At 35.7% G+C, this 18140-nt stretch carries 12 protein-coding genes and 2 pseudogenes; all 14 read right to left on the bottom strand.

Annotation, left to right across the window (positions count from 1 at the left end):
* Positions 1–405: 405 nt before the first annotated feature.
* A complete protein-coding gene (dapA, locus tag H280_RS0100220) occupies positions 406–1284 on the bottom strand; it encodes a 4-hydroxy-tetrahydrodipicolinate synthase (RefSeq protein WP_020059085.1) in 879 nt (292 codons plus the stop codon).
* An 11-nt stretch (positions 1285–1295) separates the two neighbouring features.
* Positions 1296–2528 (bottom strand): aspartate kinase, encoded by a 1233-nt coding sequence (dapG, locus tag H280_RS0100225; protein WP_020059086.1) that lies wholly within the window; start codon positions 2526–2528, stop codon positions 1296–1298.
* A 22-nt stretch (positions 2529–2550) separates the two neighbouring features.
* Entirely contained in the window at positions 2551–3597 is a 1047-nt protein-coding gene (asd, locus tag H280_RS0100230; protein WP_020059087.1) for an aspartate-semialdehyde dehydrogenase, read from the bottom strand.
* Positions 3598–3746: 149 nt separating this feature from the next.
* Positions 3747–3935: pseudogene (gene spoVFB, locus H280_RS0100235) on the bottom strand (dipicolinate synthase subunit B); the annotation flags it as partial.
* A 134-nt stretch (positions 3936–4069) separates the two neighbouring features.
* A pseudogene (locus tag H280_RS0100240) lies at positions 4070–4378 on the bottom strand (leukocidin family pore-forming toxin); the annotation flags it as partial.
* A 306-nt stretch (positions 4379–4684) separates the two neighbouring features.
* The gene (locus H280_RS0100245) at positions 4685–6655 is read right to left on the bottom strand and encodes a M6 family metalloprotease domain-containing protein (protein ID WP_020059090.1); all 1971 of its coding nucleotides are present in this window, start codon (positions 6653–6655) and stop codon (positions 4685–4687) included.
* Between the two features lie 509 nt (positions 6656–7164).
* Positions 7165–7302: a DUF3956 family protein gene (locus H280_RS25550; RefSeq protein ID WP_020059091.1), complete on the bottom strand. Its 138-nt coding sequence runs from the start codon at positions 7300–7302 to the stop codon at positions 7165–7167.
* 269 nt (positions 7303–7571) lie between these two features.
* Positions 7572–8591, bottom strand: a complete 1020-nt coding sequence (locus H280_RS0100255; RefSeq protein WP_020059092.1) for a GH25 family lysozyme — start codon at positions 8589–8591, stop codon at positions 7572–7574.
* Positions 8591–8992: a phage holin family protein gene (locus H280_RS0100260; protein ID WP_034303079.1), complete on the bottom strand. Its 402-nt coding sequence runs from the start codon at positions 8990–8992 to the stop codon at positions 8591–8593. The genes H280_RS0100255 and H280_RS0100260 overlap by 1 nt, the downstream gene beginning before the upstream one ends.
* Before the next feature lie 73 nt (positions 8993–9065).
* Positions 9066–10493, bottom strand: a complete 1428-nt coding sequence (locus H280_RS0100265) for an outer membrane protein assembly factor BamB family protein (protein WP_020059094.1) — start codon at positions 10491–10493, stop codon at positions 9066–9068.
* 138 nt (positions 10494–10631) lie between these two features.
* Positions 10632–15095 carry a phage tail protein gene (locus H280_RS24325; protein WP_020059095.1) on the bottom strand — a complete coding sequence of 1488 codons (4464 nt, stop codon included), beginning with the start codon at positions 15093–15095 and terminating at the stop codon, positions 10632–10634.
* 1 nt (position 15096) lies between these two features.
* The gene (locus tag H280_RS0100275; RefSeq protein ID WP_020059096.1) at positions 15097–17064 is read right to left on the bottom strand and encodes a pyocin knob domain-containing protein; all 1968 of its coding nucleotides are present in this window, start codon (positions 17062–17064) and stop codon (positions 15097–15099) included.
* 63 nt (positions 17065–17127) lie between these two features.
* Positions 17128–17295, bottom strand: coding sequence for a hypothetical protein (locus H280_RS25555; RefSeq protein ID WP_020059097.1), 168 nt, complete (start codon positions 17293–17295; stop codon positions 17128–17130).
* Positions 17296–17312: 17 nt separating this feature from the next.
* Positions 17313–18140, bottom strand: a complete 828-nt coding sequence (locus H280_RS0100285; protein ID WP_020059098.1) for a phage tail domain-containing protein — start codon at positions 18138–18140, stop codon at positions 17313–17315.

Genomic DNA, 18140 nt, shown 5'->3' on the forward strand with positions numbered 1-18140 from the left:
ACATTGTAGAGAAACCAGGGGGAACTCCACCATCATTTTTCAACATCTAAAACGAAGATCTTATCACGTTTTTTGTTTTTAAACCAGGTTCCACCTCTCTTTCATTATATAAATCAAATGTTTTATGTAAATTCATACAAAATCCGATAACCCGTAAAGTTTTTCCATTATTGCTAAGCATACCCGTACTAAGCTACTTAGCCATATTATAACTGATATAAGAAATAGAACACAAGTTAAATTATAAGAAAGAAAAGAGAAGAATATGTATAAGACAATAAACTAGGTAACAGTACAGTAAACCGTCTGGTAGTAAAAATGTTTTATAAACGGCAATCATATCTTCAAAATAGCGGGATAAAATACAAAAAGTGGCTTAGCAAATATCACTAAGCCACTTTCCTATTAGCGAGGAATAGATTGTATAACTTCAAGTAATTGCGTTCTTTCTTCTTCAGTTAATGGTAGAAGAGGTAAACGAACAGAACCAACGTCTAATCCTACGATTTGCAATGCCGTCTTGACTGGAGTTGGACTCGGTGCCATAAATAATGCATTTGTCACTCTTACTAACAATTGATGAAGCTTTTGCGCTGTTTTCATATCACCAGTTTGGAATGCTGTAATCATGTCTTGCATTTCATTACCAATAATATGAGAAGCAACAGATACAATACCTTTTGCTCCAATTGCCATAGCTGGCAATGTTAATCCGTCATCACCACTGTAAACAGCAAAATCATCATCTGTTTTTTCAATGATTTCTGTCATCGTTAATACGTCGCCACCCGCATCCTTAATTGCAACAATGTTTGGAATTTGCGATAAACGAACAACTGTATCAACAGAAATCTGTACAATAGATCGACCTGGAACGTTGTATAGCATGATCGGGAGTTTTGTACTTTCAGCAATTGTTTTAAAGTGCTGATACATACCTTCCTGACTTGGTTTATTATAATATGGTGCAACTAACATAATCGCATCTACGCCTACTTCTTCAGCTTTTTTCGTAAGCTCCACAGAAGCATGTGTATTGTTGCTACCAGTTCCAGCTATCACAGGCACCCTCTTATCAACAACAGATACGACATGATGATATAACGCTACTTTTTCTTCAGATGTTAATGTAGGAGATTCACCTGTCGTTCCTCCTACAACGATTGATGTTGTCCCGTTATCAATCAAATAATTTACCAATTTTGTTGTCTTTGCAAAATCGATGTTTCCATTTTTATCAAACGGTGTGACCATCGCAGTTGCAATTGTCCCAAAATCTCTCATGGTCTCACTCCTTATAATTCCAGTTGCTTTTCTTTCGAAAGCTCAAATGCGCGATGAAGTGCATTTACAGCATCTACAAGTTTCTCTTCTTTCACAAGTACCCATATTGTTGTATGGCTATCTGCTGATTGCAATATTTGAACTCCATTTTCAGCTAATGATGTGACAATTTTCGCTGTAACACCTGGAACACCTGCGATACCAGCTCCAACAATAGATACTTTTGCACAATGCTCCGTTACAATTGGATCATATCCAAGCTTATGAAGCACTTCAACTGCTCGATCTGCAACATCATCACTAACTGTGTATGCTACACCGGTAGGAGAAATATTGATCAAATCTACGCTAATCTTCTCATTTGCCATTTCTTTGAAAACTTCTGTTTGTAAATCATATGCCCCGTCTTTTGCTAACACTTTAATTTGTGTTACATCGGAAACATGAGCAATACCAGTTACAGGACGCTCTTGTACATCACGACCTTTTGTTGCACCATCATACGCTGCAATTAGAGTACCTTCGCTATCAGAATACGTAGAACGCACACGCAGAGGTACTTTTGCATGCATCGCAATTTCAACAGCACGAGGGTGAACAACTTTCGCGCCTTGATATGCCATATTACAGATTTCATTATATGTTACATTTTCAAGGTGACGCGCATCTTTTACAATACGAGGATCAGCTGTCATCACACCTTCTACATCTGTAAAGATATCAATATATTCGGCATGAAGCGCAACACCTAATGCCGATGCTGATGTATCACTTCCACCGCGTCCAAGTGTTGTCGTATCGCCTTCTTTCGTTTGCCCTTGAAATCCCGTTACGACAATTACATCTACTTCTTCTAATTCTTTACGTATACGTTCACAGTTCATTTCAATGATTTTAGCGTTTGTAAAATCATCATTTGTAATAAAGCCAGCTTGTGCACCATTGAATGCTGCCGCTTTAATTTCATTTTCATTTAACATATTCGAAAACACAATTGCCGAAATTAACTCACCACAAGACAACAATAAATCTTGTTCACGTTTTGAAATAAACGATTGTTTTTCACTTACAAGGCTTAGTAATGTATCAGTCGCATATGGCTCACCTTTGCGACCCATCGCAGATACAACAACTACAATTTTATAGCCTTCTTTTAATGATTTTTTGATGTGATGAAGGGCGTGTTTTCGACCATTTTCATCACGTACAGATGTACCACCAAATTTTTGGACAATAATTTTCATTTTTGCACCTTCTTTTAGCCGTTTACACTAATTGTAATTTCACTAATCGTTCTGCAATTTGAACAGAGTTCCATGCAGCCCCTTTTAATAAGTTATCAGATACGACCCAAAGATGGAATCCTTTATCATTGTTTAAATCTTTACGAATGCGACCAACGAATACTTCGTTTTTACCCACTGCAGTTGCTGGCATTGGATATACTTGTTCTGCTGGATTATCTTGCAGTACAACTCCTTCTGCATTCGCTAACAGGGTGCGCAGCTCTTCTACTGTTATACCTTCTTTTTCCACTTCAATATACACCGATTCAGAGTGACCTGATACAACCGGCAAGCGGACACATGTTGCCGCTACTTCAAGATCTGGCATATGCATAATTTTCTTTGTTTCATTAATCATTTTCATTTCTTCAAATGTAAAGCCATTATCTTCAAACTTATCAATTTGTGGAATCGCATTAAATGCAATTGGATAATGCTTTTCATCACCTTTTACTGGTAAAACATTTGCTTTTGCCTCTTCACCGTTTAAAATGGCTTGTGATTGTTCATGTAGCTCTTCAATTGCAGCCGCTCCTGCTCCTGATACAGCTTGATATGTGGAAACGATTACTCGTTTTAAACCAAAGTTTTGACGAACTGGTTCAAGAGCAACTACCATTTGAATGGTAGAACAGTTTGGATTTGCAATAATTCCATTATGCTCTAATAAATCTTTTTCGTTTACTTCTGGTACAACAAGCGGAACATTTTCTGTCATGCGAAACGCGCTCGTATTATCGACAACGATTGCACCGCGTTTTGCTGCTTCTGGTGCTAATTGTTTTGATACAGATCCACCCGCACTGAAGAGTGCAATATCCACTCCTTCAAAACTTTCAGGAGTAGCTTCTTGTACTGTTACTTCTTCTCCTTTAAATAAAAGCGTTTTGCCTGCAGAACGTTTAGATGAAAGCAACGATAACTTTCCAATTGGAAAATTACGTTTCTCTAAAGTATTTAACATTTGTTCACCAACTGCGCCGGTTGCTCCAACTACAGCGACATGAAAAGATTTTTTCTTTTCCATCACTATGCCCCTTTCTAGGTACCAATCCTTCTATACTTAGAATAAAAAGGAGTAAAAAATACTCCTTCTCATTCTTAATAGAATTAATTTTATCATATTCTGCGATAAGAATGATGGTTTCATGAAAAAAATTGTCTGTTTTTTGATTGTTAATTCATATACTTGAATTTTTCTACAACTACAGGTTGGAGTTGTTTCCCTTCTAGCGATTCAACAATTGTATCTTGTAATAATTCCATTCGCGCTACCATAGAATTGGGCTTATTATGCGGTGAATCTTGCCCAAATGGCACAAAATAAATATTTTTTGTTGCCATAAGGCGCATTAGGTTTACACCAACTTGGTAGTAACAAAATATATTTTTTTATTTCCTTCTATTATATAGAAAACAGTGTAAAAAAATAAACACAAAAGAAACAAGCCCTTCTCACACGAGAGGGCTTGTTTAACATCTCTATTTATTATTCACTTTTACTTGTGAACGATTTCATTATTTTTCCAATCAATTGTATAATTATCTACAGACGTATTTTTATGTTCATCAAGCCCAATGTTTTTATCATTATATCCTTTCCAGCCTGTTGGTTTAAACATCTGGTATTCATCTTTCTCTCTACTATGCTTCACAGATAGATCAGTTGACTCCTCGTCTTTATCTGCAGTTATAATTGCCATTGTACCTGTTTGAAAACCATATGCTGTTAAACTTGGTAGTTTATCTTGTGGTAATATATTATCTAGTGCAGAACGGAGCCCTGACGTCGTAACCATAAACAATCGGTTACCATATCTAAGTTATTTTACTTTTATTAACAAAACGCTTACAATAATCTTAATATAATGTTATATTAATGTTGTAGCCAATTTTCTACTTTCGTATTTGTAATGTCATAACCAATGTTTGATTAAGAAACTGTCATCTTGTCAAACAGCAAAAAGCCCTGATGCTCTACTCTTCATCAGGGCTTTTTGTTTGTTATCTCAATCAATTCACATAAGACTTATCAAGTTCACACCTACTTGGAAAGAAAAAAATATATTTTTTTCCTTCCTTCTATGATTTCAATAACTACCCCCACAAATACATTATTGCGCCACTCCAAATACATTGATTTCAGCCGCACTTGTCCATGGATTATTGTTTATCTCGCTTAAGGCACGCAATTTAATATAGCGACCTGTCTTGGCTGCAAAGCTGACTTCTTTCAAAGTGGTATCACTTGTAAAGGTACCTGTGGCTACAGCTGTTCCCCAATTCACTCCATCACTACTGACGTAGAACTCATAGCCCTTAATCGTTCCGTTCACTTGGCCGTCTTGTCTTGGCAAGTAGTTGAATTTGGAGAGGCTATAGGTTGCACCTAAATCAATTTGAATCTCGTGCGGCATTGGAGCTACGGGGCTCCAGTTCGTATGCCAAAACGTGTTTTTGTTTCCATCAAAGGCATACGTACCCAAATCGTACGAACTATAGCTGTCTACATATTTTAGTGCCCAATTTGTTTGCGGAATCCAATTAGCTTCTTTTGTTGTGACCGCTACATTCATGGCAGAACCACTTGTGCTTGTCGTCGTAATCGATACTCCCGATTTTTCTCCAGTGTAGGTATTACTATTCGGATTGGTGTCTGGACCAAAGGAAGCGGCGTGATTTTGATTCGTGTAATAGAATGGGTCTTGGTATTCACTGACGGATTGTTCTATATCAATGAAAGGATGAGGGTCATTATCAATATTATTCATGGATTCATCAATATGCCAAACTGCAACGCCACCAGAATTTGTTGGCAAGCTTGCATCATACCCAACCTTTTGGCGATTCTCAACTAAAAAATACGTATTATCCTTTAAAGGAATCTTTAAAACATTATAGTTATTTGAGGTCGTATTTAGAGTGAAATTGTTGGTGGTATTTACTACAGTTGGTGTTACAAATCCTAATTTTACTTTTGACCAGGCATCCATATGATCAGGTGTAGCTCCATAATCTTCTCCTTGAAGACTATTCCAAGCTCCATTAGCCATTATACTTAGACCACCCACACGATTATTAACGCCATATAAATCTGGAAGGCCAAAGGAATGACCCAATTCATGAGCAGGGATACCGATCGTTGCCATATGACCATATTGTTTTTCACCCTGCGTCGTATACATACCTGATACTGTAACACCATCATGATTTGTGTTAGGAGCATACCACTGATGTGCCCAAACATTTGGCGCTGCACCACCACTAGCCTCTTCATTGCCAGCAAGAACAGTTACAATGTAGAAGCCATCTTTAGAGTTAATGACTTGATCATTATTGGTATCAAAACTAGCAAAATTCACCGTAGGATCAGCTTTAGCCAGTGCATCTGTTATAACCGTTCTAATGTCTTTTCCCGATGTATCCGGATGAGCATAATCTAATTTCACTTTAACCACCCCATCATTTTGCGTACCATATGTTTCGGATACCGGAGTGATCTGTGCTTTTCCATTACTCACTTCATTATAGTAATTCTTTACTGACTTTTGATTTGCAGAAAAGAATCTGTTACTCCAATCATTGTCGTTATATGCGATATCAACATCTGTAAACCCAATTAACACAACAAGTAATTTTTGAGGTCCTGAAATTGGAGTGACAGTTCCGTCAACATTTTCTGGTGATCCCGTAAATTCTTTTGGTAGCTCATTCTTGAACTCCTGTTTTTTCTTTGCTTGAGGGTTGTACTTCTCTATCCATTTGTTCAAATTGTTCTCATTTACCGCTTTTGCAGGCTTCTTGTCAATTTTATATTTTTTGCCCGTCGATTTCAGTTCGTTTGATGTAAGTTCAGCGTAATTCCAATACCCCTTCTGATCTTGTAAAAGTACGTCACCATCCTTTGTGCTTGCCCAATGGAACCATTCATCTCCATGCACCGTAGCTTGAAACGATTCGCCCGACGGTTGCTCCATTTTGACAACTCCATCGTGTGCTGGTGCAGCAAAAGCGTTCGTTTGAAAGTACAAAACACAAATCAAAGAAAAAACGGACGTGAACAGGAATTTAAAACTTCTTTTCATAAACCTTCCCCCTTTTAGAAATCGTTATCATGTGAGAATGATTTTCTCTATAGATTCATGAAGATCACCTCCCCCCCTTTAAAAATATTCAACAGCATAACTTTGATGACATTTTATGGAAGAAAGGAGTTTGGAAATAAGTTGAGAAATATGATTATTGGAAATATAAATGAATAAAGGAATTTGTTTTGTAATTGCAATTGGCTGAACACTTCATCTGTCTTCTATAGAAACCTTAATGACAAGATAAAAATCCTTTAAAAAGAAGTAAAATATATAACTGATTCCTTAACGTACAGGGAATCGATTAAAGTGTTTCTAAACGCATAAATTTTCTTTTTTAATATGGCGCCCCCCTATAAAATAAAAAAATGCATAAAAAAAGAGCCAACTCATAGGAGTCAGCTCTATTCATTATCTAAGCTAATGCACATAAGACTCATCGAACTGCATCCAACCTTCAACGCCTTCAGCTTCATTCGATATGAAGAAATCTCACTTATCACTTACTATTCGCATGATGGTACACCTAATACCTTCAAAATCGCTGCCAATTGAGCTGAAATACGAATTCTAATTTCAACTCCATCAACTTCGGTAACTAGGAAAAATTGATCGTTAACTTGTGCAATACAAGTTATTACCATTTCGGTTCCCCCTTTCTATCAAACTTTATATAAACTATGAAAAAAAGAGAGAAAGCGAAATGGACAAGCTCCTAATAATGAATAAAGTTAGTTTAAATTACTTAGAATCGCATCATATACCCATCAACTTAAGAATATTAACTCCTCCCCTATAATTTTATAGAAAGAATAGCGTATTTTTTTCACTTTAGAAGGTACTTTGTTTTATTAGTTTGATAGCGTTGGGGCTCATCACATAAAAATAAAAGTACAAAAGTCAGTTCCCTTCATTATCTAAGCCAATTTACATATGACTCATCGAAATACATCCAACCTTCAACGCCCTCACCCGTTACATAAATCCAATTTTTGTAACGATAATGAACGTCATAAGCAGATCGCTTTGTAATTTTATTCATAACAGGGTCGCCAGTCGATGCACCTTTTCGTAAGTTAACATCAGTCGCATTTACCCACACGACACCCTGTGATTTACCATCTTTATTGATACTTGCTGTATCATCACGCATCCAGTTTTCTGGGTTTACTCGATACCAGAAATGAGAACCATCATAAGACCATTCATAATACGTATGCCCTTGCCCTTTTGTTGCTTGACGCATAATAGATGCATTTACATTAGGTTCTTTACGAATATTCGCTACATCAGCAGTTGTTGTAAGGTATCCTAAAGCTTCTTCTTGTGGAAGAACAAGTTGAGACTCACTTCCTATAAACCATTCTAGCGACTTATCGCCAATAAGTTTGTTTACATCACAATTACCAATACCTTCTACATATCCACCTGTCGCATTATCAGCGTATTGCCAAAGATCGCAAGGATATTTAGGTTTTGCTCCATAGCGAGGAATCCATAGGAAATCAGCTTGTACATTTTGTAATCCATAGGAATTGTACATATGATGAGATACATAGTATCCTACTTTCCACCCTGCGGCTTTACATGTATCAATGAATGCTTGTGACGCTTCTGCCAGGTTCGTTCCACCGCAGCTAGATAATGTATCATCTTCAACGTCTAGCACTAAAAATTTAGCATTAGGGCTAACACGAGCCATGAAGTCTTTCGCTTCCACAATTGCATCTTCTACAGATACATAGCAACCATATGCATAAGCAGCATGAGGAATCCCATACGCTTCTAGATTTTCTACGTGGTCATTATATAGCTTGTCTACTTTATTTAAACCATATTGCACACGACAGATTGCCAAATCAATATTTTCAGCAGCTACATCCCAGTTAATATTTTCGTTCCATTTTGAAATATCAATAATATGTTTAGTCATTATTCATTCTCTCCTTTTTCTTTTTCCTTTTCGTTTTCAATTACATGTAATTTATTTGAAATCACTGAAGGAACTTTAACGCCAATTTGTGTAAGGTTCTCAATGATGGATAACCCCTCATTTGCGACATAAAAAAGAACCGTAGCAAATGCCACAGCTCCATTAAGCGACAAAATAACATCTATAATGTTTGCTAGAATAATAATCCCAAATACTCCAATTTTACGAGCATAACCGAAAAGAGCGCTTCTGCTATGTAATCGGTTCTCCTTAATTGCTCTTGTGATACCTGTTATAATATCAACGAGCATTAGAATACCTAGCAAATCAAGAAACTTTACGCCTCCGAACAAATAGGCATGTACAATTTGTAAATTCTCCATATTAATTAACACTTTCATTCTCCTTCCAAAATAAAAAGAGCAGCCATAGCCACTCTCTTTTACAAGTTATTTAATTCTTAAAAAATCAAATTTAGTTATCTTTCTTATCAAGATCGTCGGATAATTCTTTTAAAATATCACGTGCTTCTTTCTTTTCATCTTCTGTTAATTTTGCTTTCTTACTTTTTGCTCGAAGTGATTTCAGTACTTCCATATAAGTACTTTCTTTAGTACATGCGTTGTCTGTATAGTCATCGCCAATTGCCATTAGAGAATAATATGATTCTCCACCATATTGACCTTTAACTTCTCTAACCCCTTTTCCTGTAGTGTATAAAGTTCCATCTTTACCAATCGTAATTCTAACATCCAAATAGCTCATACCTTCTTCAATAGGAAGTTTCCATTTTAATGTTCCATCGGGATTTAACGCATGCACTCCCAAATTTGATGATGATGCTGTAAAATATATTACACCATTTTTATCAAGTGTTAATCCCGGATTCATGCCCTTAGTTTCATATTTCCACTTTAAAGTATAGTCTGGATTATATGCATATAATAGGTAAGCACTTTGGTAATCACTTTTAATTATATAAATGGTTCCATCTTCCGTAGAAATTACAGGTTCAGACACTATTTCTTTCTCACCAGTATTGATAGTGTGTAATAAATTTCCGTCTTTATCAAAAACGCATAAATTGTTTCTATCAGTAATAAGTATTTCGTCATTTAAACCCAAAGAAAGTGTTCCTGGAGGATGGTAAACGTCTCCTCCGACAGTTTTCTTCCATAGTTGCTTTCCGTTTTTATCGTAGGCATACAAAGAGTTACGATCTAAAATATAAAGTGTACCGTTTTTTGAAAGTACCATATAGTTAGCTTTATTTAAACCATCTCGAAATTCAGATGAAGCCCATTTCATTGATCCATCTGGATTATAAGCTTCTAACTGAGATTTATTAAGATTACGTAAATAAATTGTACCATCATTACCAATAATAAGATATTGGTTAACAAGAGGCATTTTATGAGGAGTTTTATGTTGCCATTTAATTGATCCATCTGGATTTAATGCCGTTAAGCCACTTCCAGCAACATATATAGTTCCATCTTCCGCTATAACTGGTGGAGTGCCCCAATTTGTAACATCATCTTTAATCCATTTAACAGATCCATCTTTATTAAACGCATATAACTTTCCATTGCTATTTGATGCATAGACAGTGCCATCCCGTCCAATTGCTGGTTGATTATTAAATGGTTGCATGTTTTTACCGAAAGCTCCTTCTCCCCAGTAAACCTTATGCTCCCATTTTATTTTAGTAACATCTGTTCCAACATAAGGTGAATTTTTATTCCAATTATATCCGAAAGGAAACTCGGCTTGTAAATCATATTTTCCTTGTTCAAATTGTTCACCTTGTGTGTTAGTAGTTTGCGCCTGCGTTGTTGCATGAGGGTTTAATCCTACCATCAAAGCAAACAGTAGCAACATTAACATAAATTTCTTTTTCATAGTTTTCCTCCTATGTAATAATTTGTTAGACATAACATTTAAAATAATAACATATTAACTATATATTGTAATTTATTATTTTAAATAATTATCAAAATAAAAAAGCCTTACTTATTAGCAGACTTTGGTTTCAACTTCTCATTTTCTTCTCTTAACTTTTGGGTTTCCGCTTCTAGTTCGATTACGCGAGCCAGATAAATATTTTTCTCTTGGGTTGCTGCGTTTAACTGTTCTTCCACCACTTTTGCGTACATTTCTGTGTTTGCTGTTATTTTCACTATTAATCACCTTTTCTATTTGATTTAGTCTATCGTCTGTTTTTTCTACATATTGTTGAAAACCTTTTATCGTGACTGATAACGAACCATATAGATTGACACCGTTACGTTGCTCATCAGTAAATGGTAATGGGCAATCATCAACCATAAAACCATAATGCTTTGGAATATCTTTCAATGTGTACGGAACTTGTCCAGTTTCTTTTTTTGTCCGCATTTCATATAAAGTAGCTACATCGCTTTTGAAGTAGTATTCTTTAATTTGTAAATCTAAAACATCTTGTAAAGCATTAAACTGTAAATCTTTTATATATGTTTTTAGTTTCCGTTGAGACGTAGTTTGAAATTCTGTTGCCACTACACCATTATGACTTGATCCATTGCCGGATTTAATTTGTAATTTTCCATTCCAATGGTCGCTACAATCAAGCATTGTTTTATATAGAGTTAAATGTGATGCGTTAGACTCGGTAACCCATTCATTCTGATAGCGACCATTAACATTATAAAAATGAATTGCATCTGATGTTATATCTGCAACTTCACCTCTTTCGGGGTTATCAAGTTGTAATGACGGTCTCCACCATCTAGCCTCATCATAAGATTTTGCGGTGATAGACTTATTTTGACCTTTATCATTTATAATAAGTGATCCAGCTCCATATGTTGCGCTATCATTACCATTGTTAAGATTCAATCCCCATGCTGCAATACTGAGAGAATTTGCTTCAGTTCCGTTTTCTTTATAACCTTTACTATAAAAACTTCCCTTTTCTAAACCTGTAACAACTTTCTTTGACCACTGATTCCATTGAGCTGGAGTTTGAACTCCTTGTGTAAAAACTTTACCATTTGACATCTCTGAAAAGTTATTACTATCCTTCGGGTCTTTCGCTCTAATCGTAATACCTTCGAGCAATTTACCAGCAATTGATTCCGCTGTAACCGCGCCAATTAGATTAATACGCTTTGCTTCAATTTGAATCTTTTCTGCCGTTTGGTTAATACTTGAGATGAGATTACCGACTCTAACTGTGCTAAGAATACTTTTTTCAGTAACATCAATACGTGATTCCATCGTTTTTACATAAGCACTTGTGGCATACTTACCATCAGCTTCCACTCGTGTGTATACTTCTGTCTTTTTAGCTGAAAGGCTAATTCCTTCTTTTGTAGCGGCAATCTCACGATCGATTTGCTCTGTTTTCTTATTGTAATCAGCTGTCGCTACCTTTTCTGCAATCTGTCCTAATAATTCATCTCTACCGACAACGTCCATTGCATTCTCTGTAAACTCAGATGGCTTCATTCCACGCTGTAACATCATTTTAGACGCCCAAAGTTTACCGTTTCTTACTACATAGAACCTAGCATCAACAAGCGCTGTACCCGCTGGTGCTTTTGCTGTTCCTGATGCGAATTTCCAAACGTTATTTTCTAGAGGAATATCAAAACCAGGACTAGAGATTCTAGCTCCAGAAGCATTATAAAATTCTATTTCTATCCTTACACCCTTGTCTATTTTGCTTTTATCATCAGTCATAAACCAACCAGATATGACAAAATCTTCACCGGCTACAGCTTTAACTTTTCCACTAATGCCACCATGCCAATTATCAGCAGTTAACCCAATTTGGTCTGTTTTAATGCTGTAAGAACCGTTATACATAACATTTGTGTCACGTACAACATTAGGATGTAAGGACCAATGCTTTGAATCTGTTTTTAATAATGAATTTCTAATTAAGTTATCCATTCCTATACTGCTAACATAGTTACCCACTTCTGTGATTGTTACCTTTGCTTTTATCGCTTCTGCTTGTGCTTCCAGTGTAGATTTCGCTTCTTTTATTTGCTTTCCTTGCGCTGTTTGTGTTTCCTGGATACTGCTAACACTTTGTTTAATACCTTCTGCATTTTTCTCTACAGTAGTAACACGTTGCTCAAACTTATTTTGATTACTTTCAACCTTTGTTATGTTTTCTTTTATGCCCTCCACACTCTTTACGATCTCGGTTGTTTTCTTGGTGAACTCTTCATTAGACATTTGATCCTCTGACGGAGTACGATACCCTGTCGCTATATTGCCTTCTTCTAATTGCATGTTTCTTATTTTAATGTTTGTGTTTTTCGAAGGGATCCACCCTCCACCTACACCAAGAACCGAATTGTCATAAAAATCTTGAGTGATATTATCTGGCATTGTAAAGGTAACTGAAGCTTTAGTCCACTTACCAGGAATAGTGTTAGGCGTACGCATTATACGTTTAGCTGTAACGTCATTGTCATTTGATCCTGTACTAGTTTTAACTCCTGTGTTATTGATATCAACCGCTAACGGAACGACTTCATCAGCATATACTTCGTAACTGATTGTATATGTCCTTCCAGCGTACAAAATAGCGTTCTTAGCATTGTACATGATGCCTTTCCATAAACTTTTATTTCCCGTCGGAATTGTCACATTCCACCATTGATTATTATCATCGTATGATACACTTGTTCCACCAGCTGCACTGAAAGCTTTTTGTTTATAAAAGTTCTGACCACCAATTTTAATATCATCAAATTTCTTCTCGACACTTGTTAATTTTTCACTTACTTGACCTGCCTGCTCTTTAATTTCAGTTGTTGCCTTTTTTAGTGAATTTGTATCAGACTGCACATCAGAAATCAGTTTTTTCGTACCTTCCACAGTTTGTTCAACTGTGTTTATTTTGTTGCTGATGGTTTCATTTTTTTTATTTAATGATTCAATAGATTGCTTGAATCCATCAGATGTTTGTTCCATTTGGGTAATTTTTTTACTAATGTCACCTTGTTCATTTTGAACATTTTTTATAGTTCGATTAACACCATCAACAGTTTCTTTTACTTCATTATATTTTCCATTAGCTTCTTTTTGAACGGTTGCTACTTTTTCATTAAGCTCTGTTCTCGTTGTTTCTACCTGTTTATTTACTTGTTCTAATGCTTCTTTTTTAACTGCATCTACATCTGGAACGATTACATCCCATGTTTTACCGTTCCATTTTTTCAGAATGCCTGGTCTACCTTTTGAAGTATCTAGCCAAAGCGTTTTACCAGGTTCAAGATTAGTAGTTGGTTCCGCATTACTTTCAATGATTGTAGTTTGGAAGTTCTTTTGATTTTCTTTCACTAATTCAGCAAGTTTCTTCGCTGCTTCGCTTTCTTTCTTGGCTTCTTCGACCTTTTTGTCTGTCATTTCGTTAATACGGTCTGTATAGTTATTGGATTCCTCTAATAGCTTTTTATCCAATTCTTTTACAACGGAAAGAATATCCGCGGCCCATTTCTTTTGTTCTTCCGTACGATCCACAAGTTCTTCTCGTTTATTACTAAACTCATAGACGTTTGGTGTCTGTTCAAATGGATAACGAGTCCGTTTTACTACACGTACATCAAAATCCATGTTGTACTTGTGATGTTGTAGAATTGCTTTATCTCCGACTTTTGGTTCATTTGAATCATCGAAGCTTGCTTCTTTATGGTCCACAGTGATAAAAACTACAGGAATGTCATTTACAGCCTCTTCACAACGTTTCCTTGCTGTTTCTACACTTTTGATTTTGTCATCCTCAATGTTTTCAGCTTGTCTGTAACGAATGAGTTCTGGCATCTTGTATTTAAGAGGTGATTCATAATAATACGTAAATTGTGGGCCATCTCCCTCTTCTTTAGATGGTTTATGACCTAACAGTAAAACAGAGAAGGAACAATTACTGTCATCAGTTGTTTTCTTAATGGCATTCACGTTATAACCAAACTTATATAACTTGTCCGTTGTTTTACCAATTCTATCAGCGAAAATAACAGTCATATTATCGAATATACATTCAATATCGAATCGATCTAATAGCTTTCGAATCATTTTCATTCGACTTTCGCCACCGAAGTTTTCAAACTGTAGTTGATTATGCTTCGAACAACGATTGATATATTTGAAGTTACTTCCCTTAAATGTGTGGGCAAGTCCTTCTTCTATTGAAAGGGAACCAGTGACCTTATTTTCTTGTGTTTGTAAAGATAACTCGGCACCAACTTGTATTGCATCACAATCCTTGAACCCTAATTCATCAAGATGATTCACTAGAATAATGTAGTATTGACCTTCAAAGATAAGTAGATTCCTATCTTCCACATATCCATATACTTTTTTATTCATTTTTGTGTCTGGAACTTCAAAGCGAATAGAGGACGGTTCATTCTTGCCCTCTATTACCTCAAAAAGTTTCATGTCAACCAGATGAAATTGATCTCCAGTACTCAGTTGTTCAATTTTAGGTCTTTCAACACGTTTCATACTACCAACCTACTTCTAAATAATCGATTTTGTTATTGAAATCATTTTTGTTATATGTGAATCCGCCGCCTTTTACAATTACATTCGTTACAATACTATCTTGAATACCAACAAGCATTACTGTTCTCGCTTGACAGTTTGCTAATATTGCTCTAAATGTCTTTTTACCGCCCTCACCAATGTGAATGTCAGCGCGCGGCCAGCCGCGTTGATTGTTGTATTTTGCGACACCACCTATACAGCTCCAGTCCAATGTGAAATAACACCAAATCCCATCTTCTTGACAATAAGTAACGTCTGGATTTGTAATCCTTACTCCGTATCCATAATCAGTTACAATTCCAGCATTCATAGTCTTAATAACAGGGTTTAAAATCCTCACATTTTGATATTGAGGAGCAGTGTCACCTTCTTTACTCTTGAACCAAACTCCTCGTGAGGTTTCTTTATTTTTACCATTTCTAATATTTATACCTTCAAGCGTAAAATCTTCACAGGTGTCGTTTAGAATTTGGAATATCAAACCATGTCCAACGTCATTTCCTATTACTTTTTCTGTCTTGAAGTAAGACATATTATTAAACAATCCAAGTTCTTCTAGCACATTTGCGGCTTGAACATTATAAGTAATGTTTTTATGAATCACTTTATCAACGGGACCAATTTCTACTAGACCTTTTTTCACATTTTTTAATTTAAGGGCAACTTTAACATTGTCACATGGCGTTAAATCGTAAGGCTTTGTATTTTGGTTTGTGAGCGTGTTTTTATCATTGGATATATAAATACCTACCGTTGCACCTATCGACGTCGTAGCAGTGCAATCTATAGCTTCAATATCTATTTCTGAGTCTTTCACAGCATTTAAAGCAACGTATGCCTGTGACTCCCCGCCATTGATAACTTTTGTATCAATCACAACATCCTGACAATGTGATAACACAAATGCTTTTGCATCTTTTAGTTTTTTAAGATCAAATAATCCACCTTTAAAAGTGATACTCCTTGTCTTATCATATCCGCCAATGTTGACTGTATCTTTGTTAGTAAAGAATGTTGTACTTCCTGCCTTTAAAACGAAAACCGCATTCGGATCAGCACGAACGGTTATGTTACTCGGAATTTCTAAATCGCCAATTGTATATGTCCCCGCTGGAATATCTAATGTTTTTCCTGCCGATTCATTTAATGACTTTTGGAATGCCGTGTTATCGTTTCCGTAAGAAATTGCACTGTTATACGGAATCATTGATTTGATTGCCGCATCTAACGAAGGATGAACGCCTTTTACATTTAACACTTCTTGTTTAATGTCATCATAAGCACCAAATAAAGCTAACTGCTTCCAATCTGTCCAAGTATTGTTAGCTTTTTTGCGGACATACAAACTATTCTCCGCTGTGCTATTCAAGCTATACGCGACCTGCATACAAGCATAATTACTTTCATTATGCGAATAAACTTGAATGTACCAATAAAAACCTAATTTCTTAGGAGAATTTTCAAGATTACGACCTCTATAAAATCCAGTTTTAATTACTTGATTAAGATCAGTCTCTTCTTTAAGCGCAATGGTGTCTCCATTGTCATCGGTTAATTTAATACGTTGAAAACTATCTGTATTATCAAGCTTTGTTTTTATTTTTTGATTCAAATCATATAATGTCTTTTCTCCTAGCCTTGCCGCGACTACCTCATCAAAATTTGACGGCTTTGCTGCTAGAAAATCCGAGATCATTTTTTTGACTACATTTAAAGCATTGGCGTCTCCACTTGCTATTAAAGACTGTAATTTGGCAACATCAAGAGCTTCCTTTTCTGCTAAATTTAAAAGAGCTTGTTGAACCCTAACAATAAAATTGTTGTTGTTCACAAGCTCCGAATAGATGTTGTCTACTTCTAAGTTCAATTCTTTGCGTTCATCAGCAGACATAAGGGTATTTATATAATATTGTCTTGATAAACTCATAGCATTCTCTCCTTTCTATAAAAGCTAAGTATTCATTAATCCCAATTGAACGGGAGAATTCTATTATTCAAAGAAAATATCATTATTTTTTTGATTATCCCAATCACTAAATTGTTCTTCTAATAATTCTAATTCTTTTTCAAACTCTTCTTTTGTTATTATTCCCTCTTTATAAAGTAATCGTGTGATTATCAATGCAGGTTGATGTTTTTCATTAATAGATTTAGACATTTTGTGTTCCTCCTTAATTACAAGTAGTAAAATCTTGTATTCACTTCACACCAATGGAATGTGGAGGATTCGATTTTAATTTGGTTTATACCAGATGCAAGATGTATTTCACCTGCATCTGCATGCCGTACTAAATTGCGACCATATTCATCTTCTATATGAAGACCCTTAATAACAATGATTCCCTGTGAAACGGCAGAAGGATTGTAAATAGTCAACGAATCATTAGTAGTAAAGTTAGTAATCTTTAAATAACGTGGATCACATTTAATACGCCATGTTATGTCATGTTGCGACGGATTAATTTCCATCGTTCCGACGTTTTTAAAATGGAACATTTTTTCTTTGAATGTGTAATCATATTTATGGTCCCACTCCAAATTCATACCCCAAGCAAATTTATTAGTATCCCACCCTTTAACGTCTAAAGAGGTAAATATACTTTCACCAAATCCGTCAGGCATTGAAAATTCAATGATAATCTCAAATAATAAAGAACCAGGCGGACGGTTAATATTGATATTTTGATACTCAACCCGTCTCCGTATGCCTGGTTCTCGTGAATATATAATATAGAAATCATCTAATCTTCCAAATAGGGCGTACAACTCGTTTCTTTTTTCATAAACACCCTCTATGTCCATCGTGTTTACAAGGACCCTGAGCTGACAACCTCGTTCTGTATAGCTTTTATTGTAATATTGAACACCGAATTGCCCTTTCATTTTCATCTTATCTGACTCTATTTTAGGTGGATCTACTGTTAACTCTAACGTTTCAACATTGTGGTCTTTCTTAAGGGAACAAGTTTGTCCATTTTTAAATAAAAGAATTGTATCTGGCAT

The sequence above is a fragment of the Bacillus sp. 123MFChir2 genome (assembly GCF_000383235.1).
Classification (GTDB): domain Bacteria; phylum Bacillota; class Bacilli; order Bacillales; family Bacillaceae_G; genus Bacillus_A.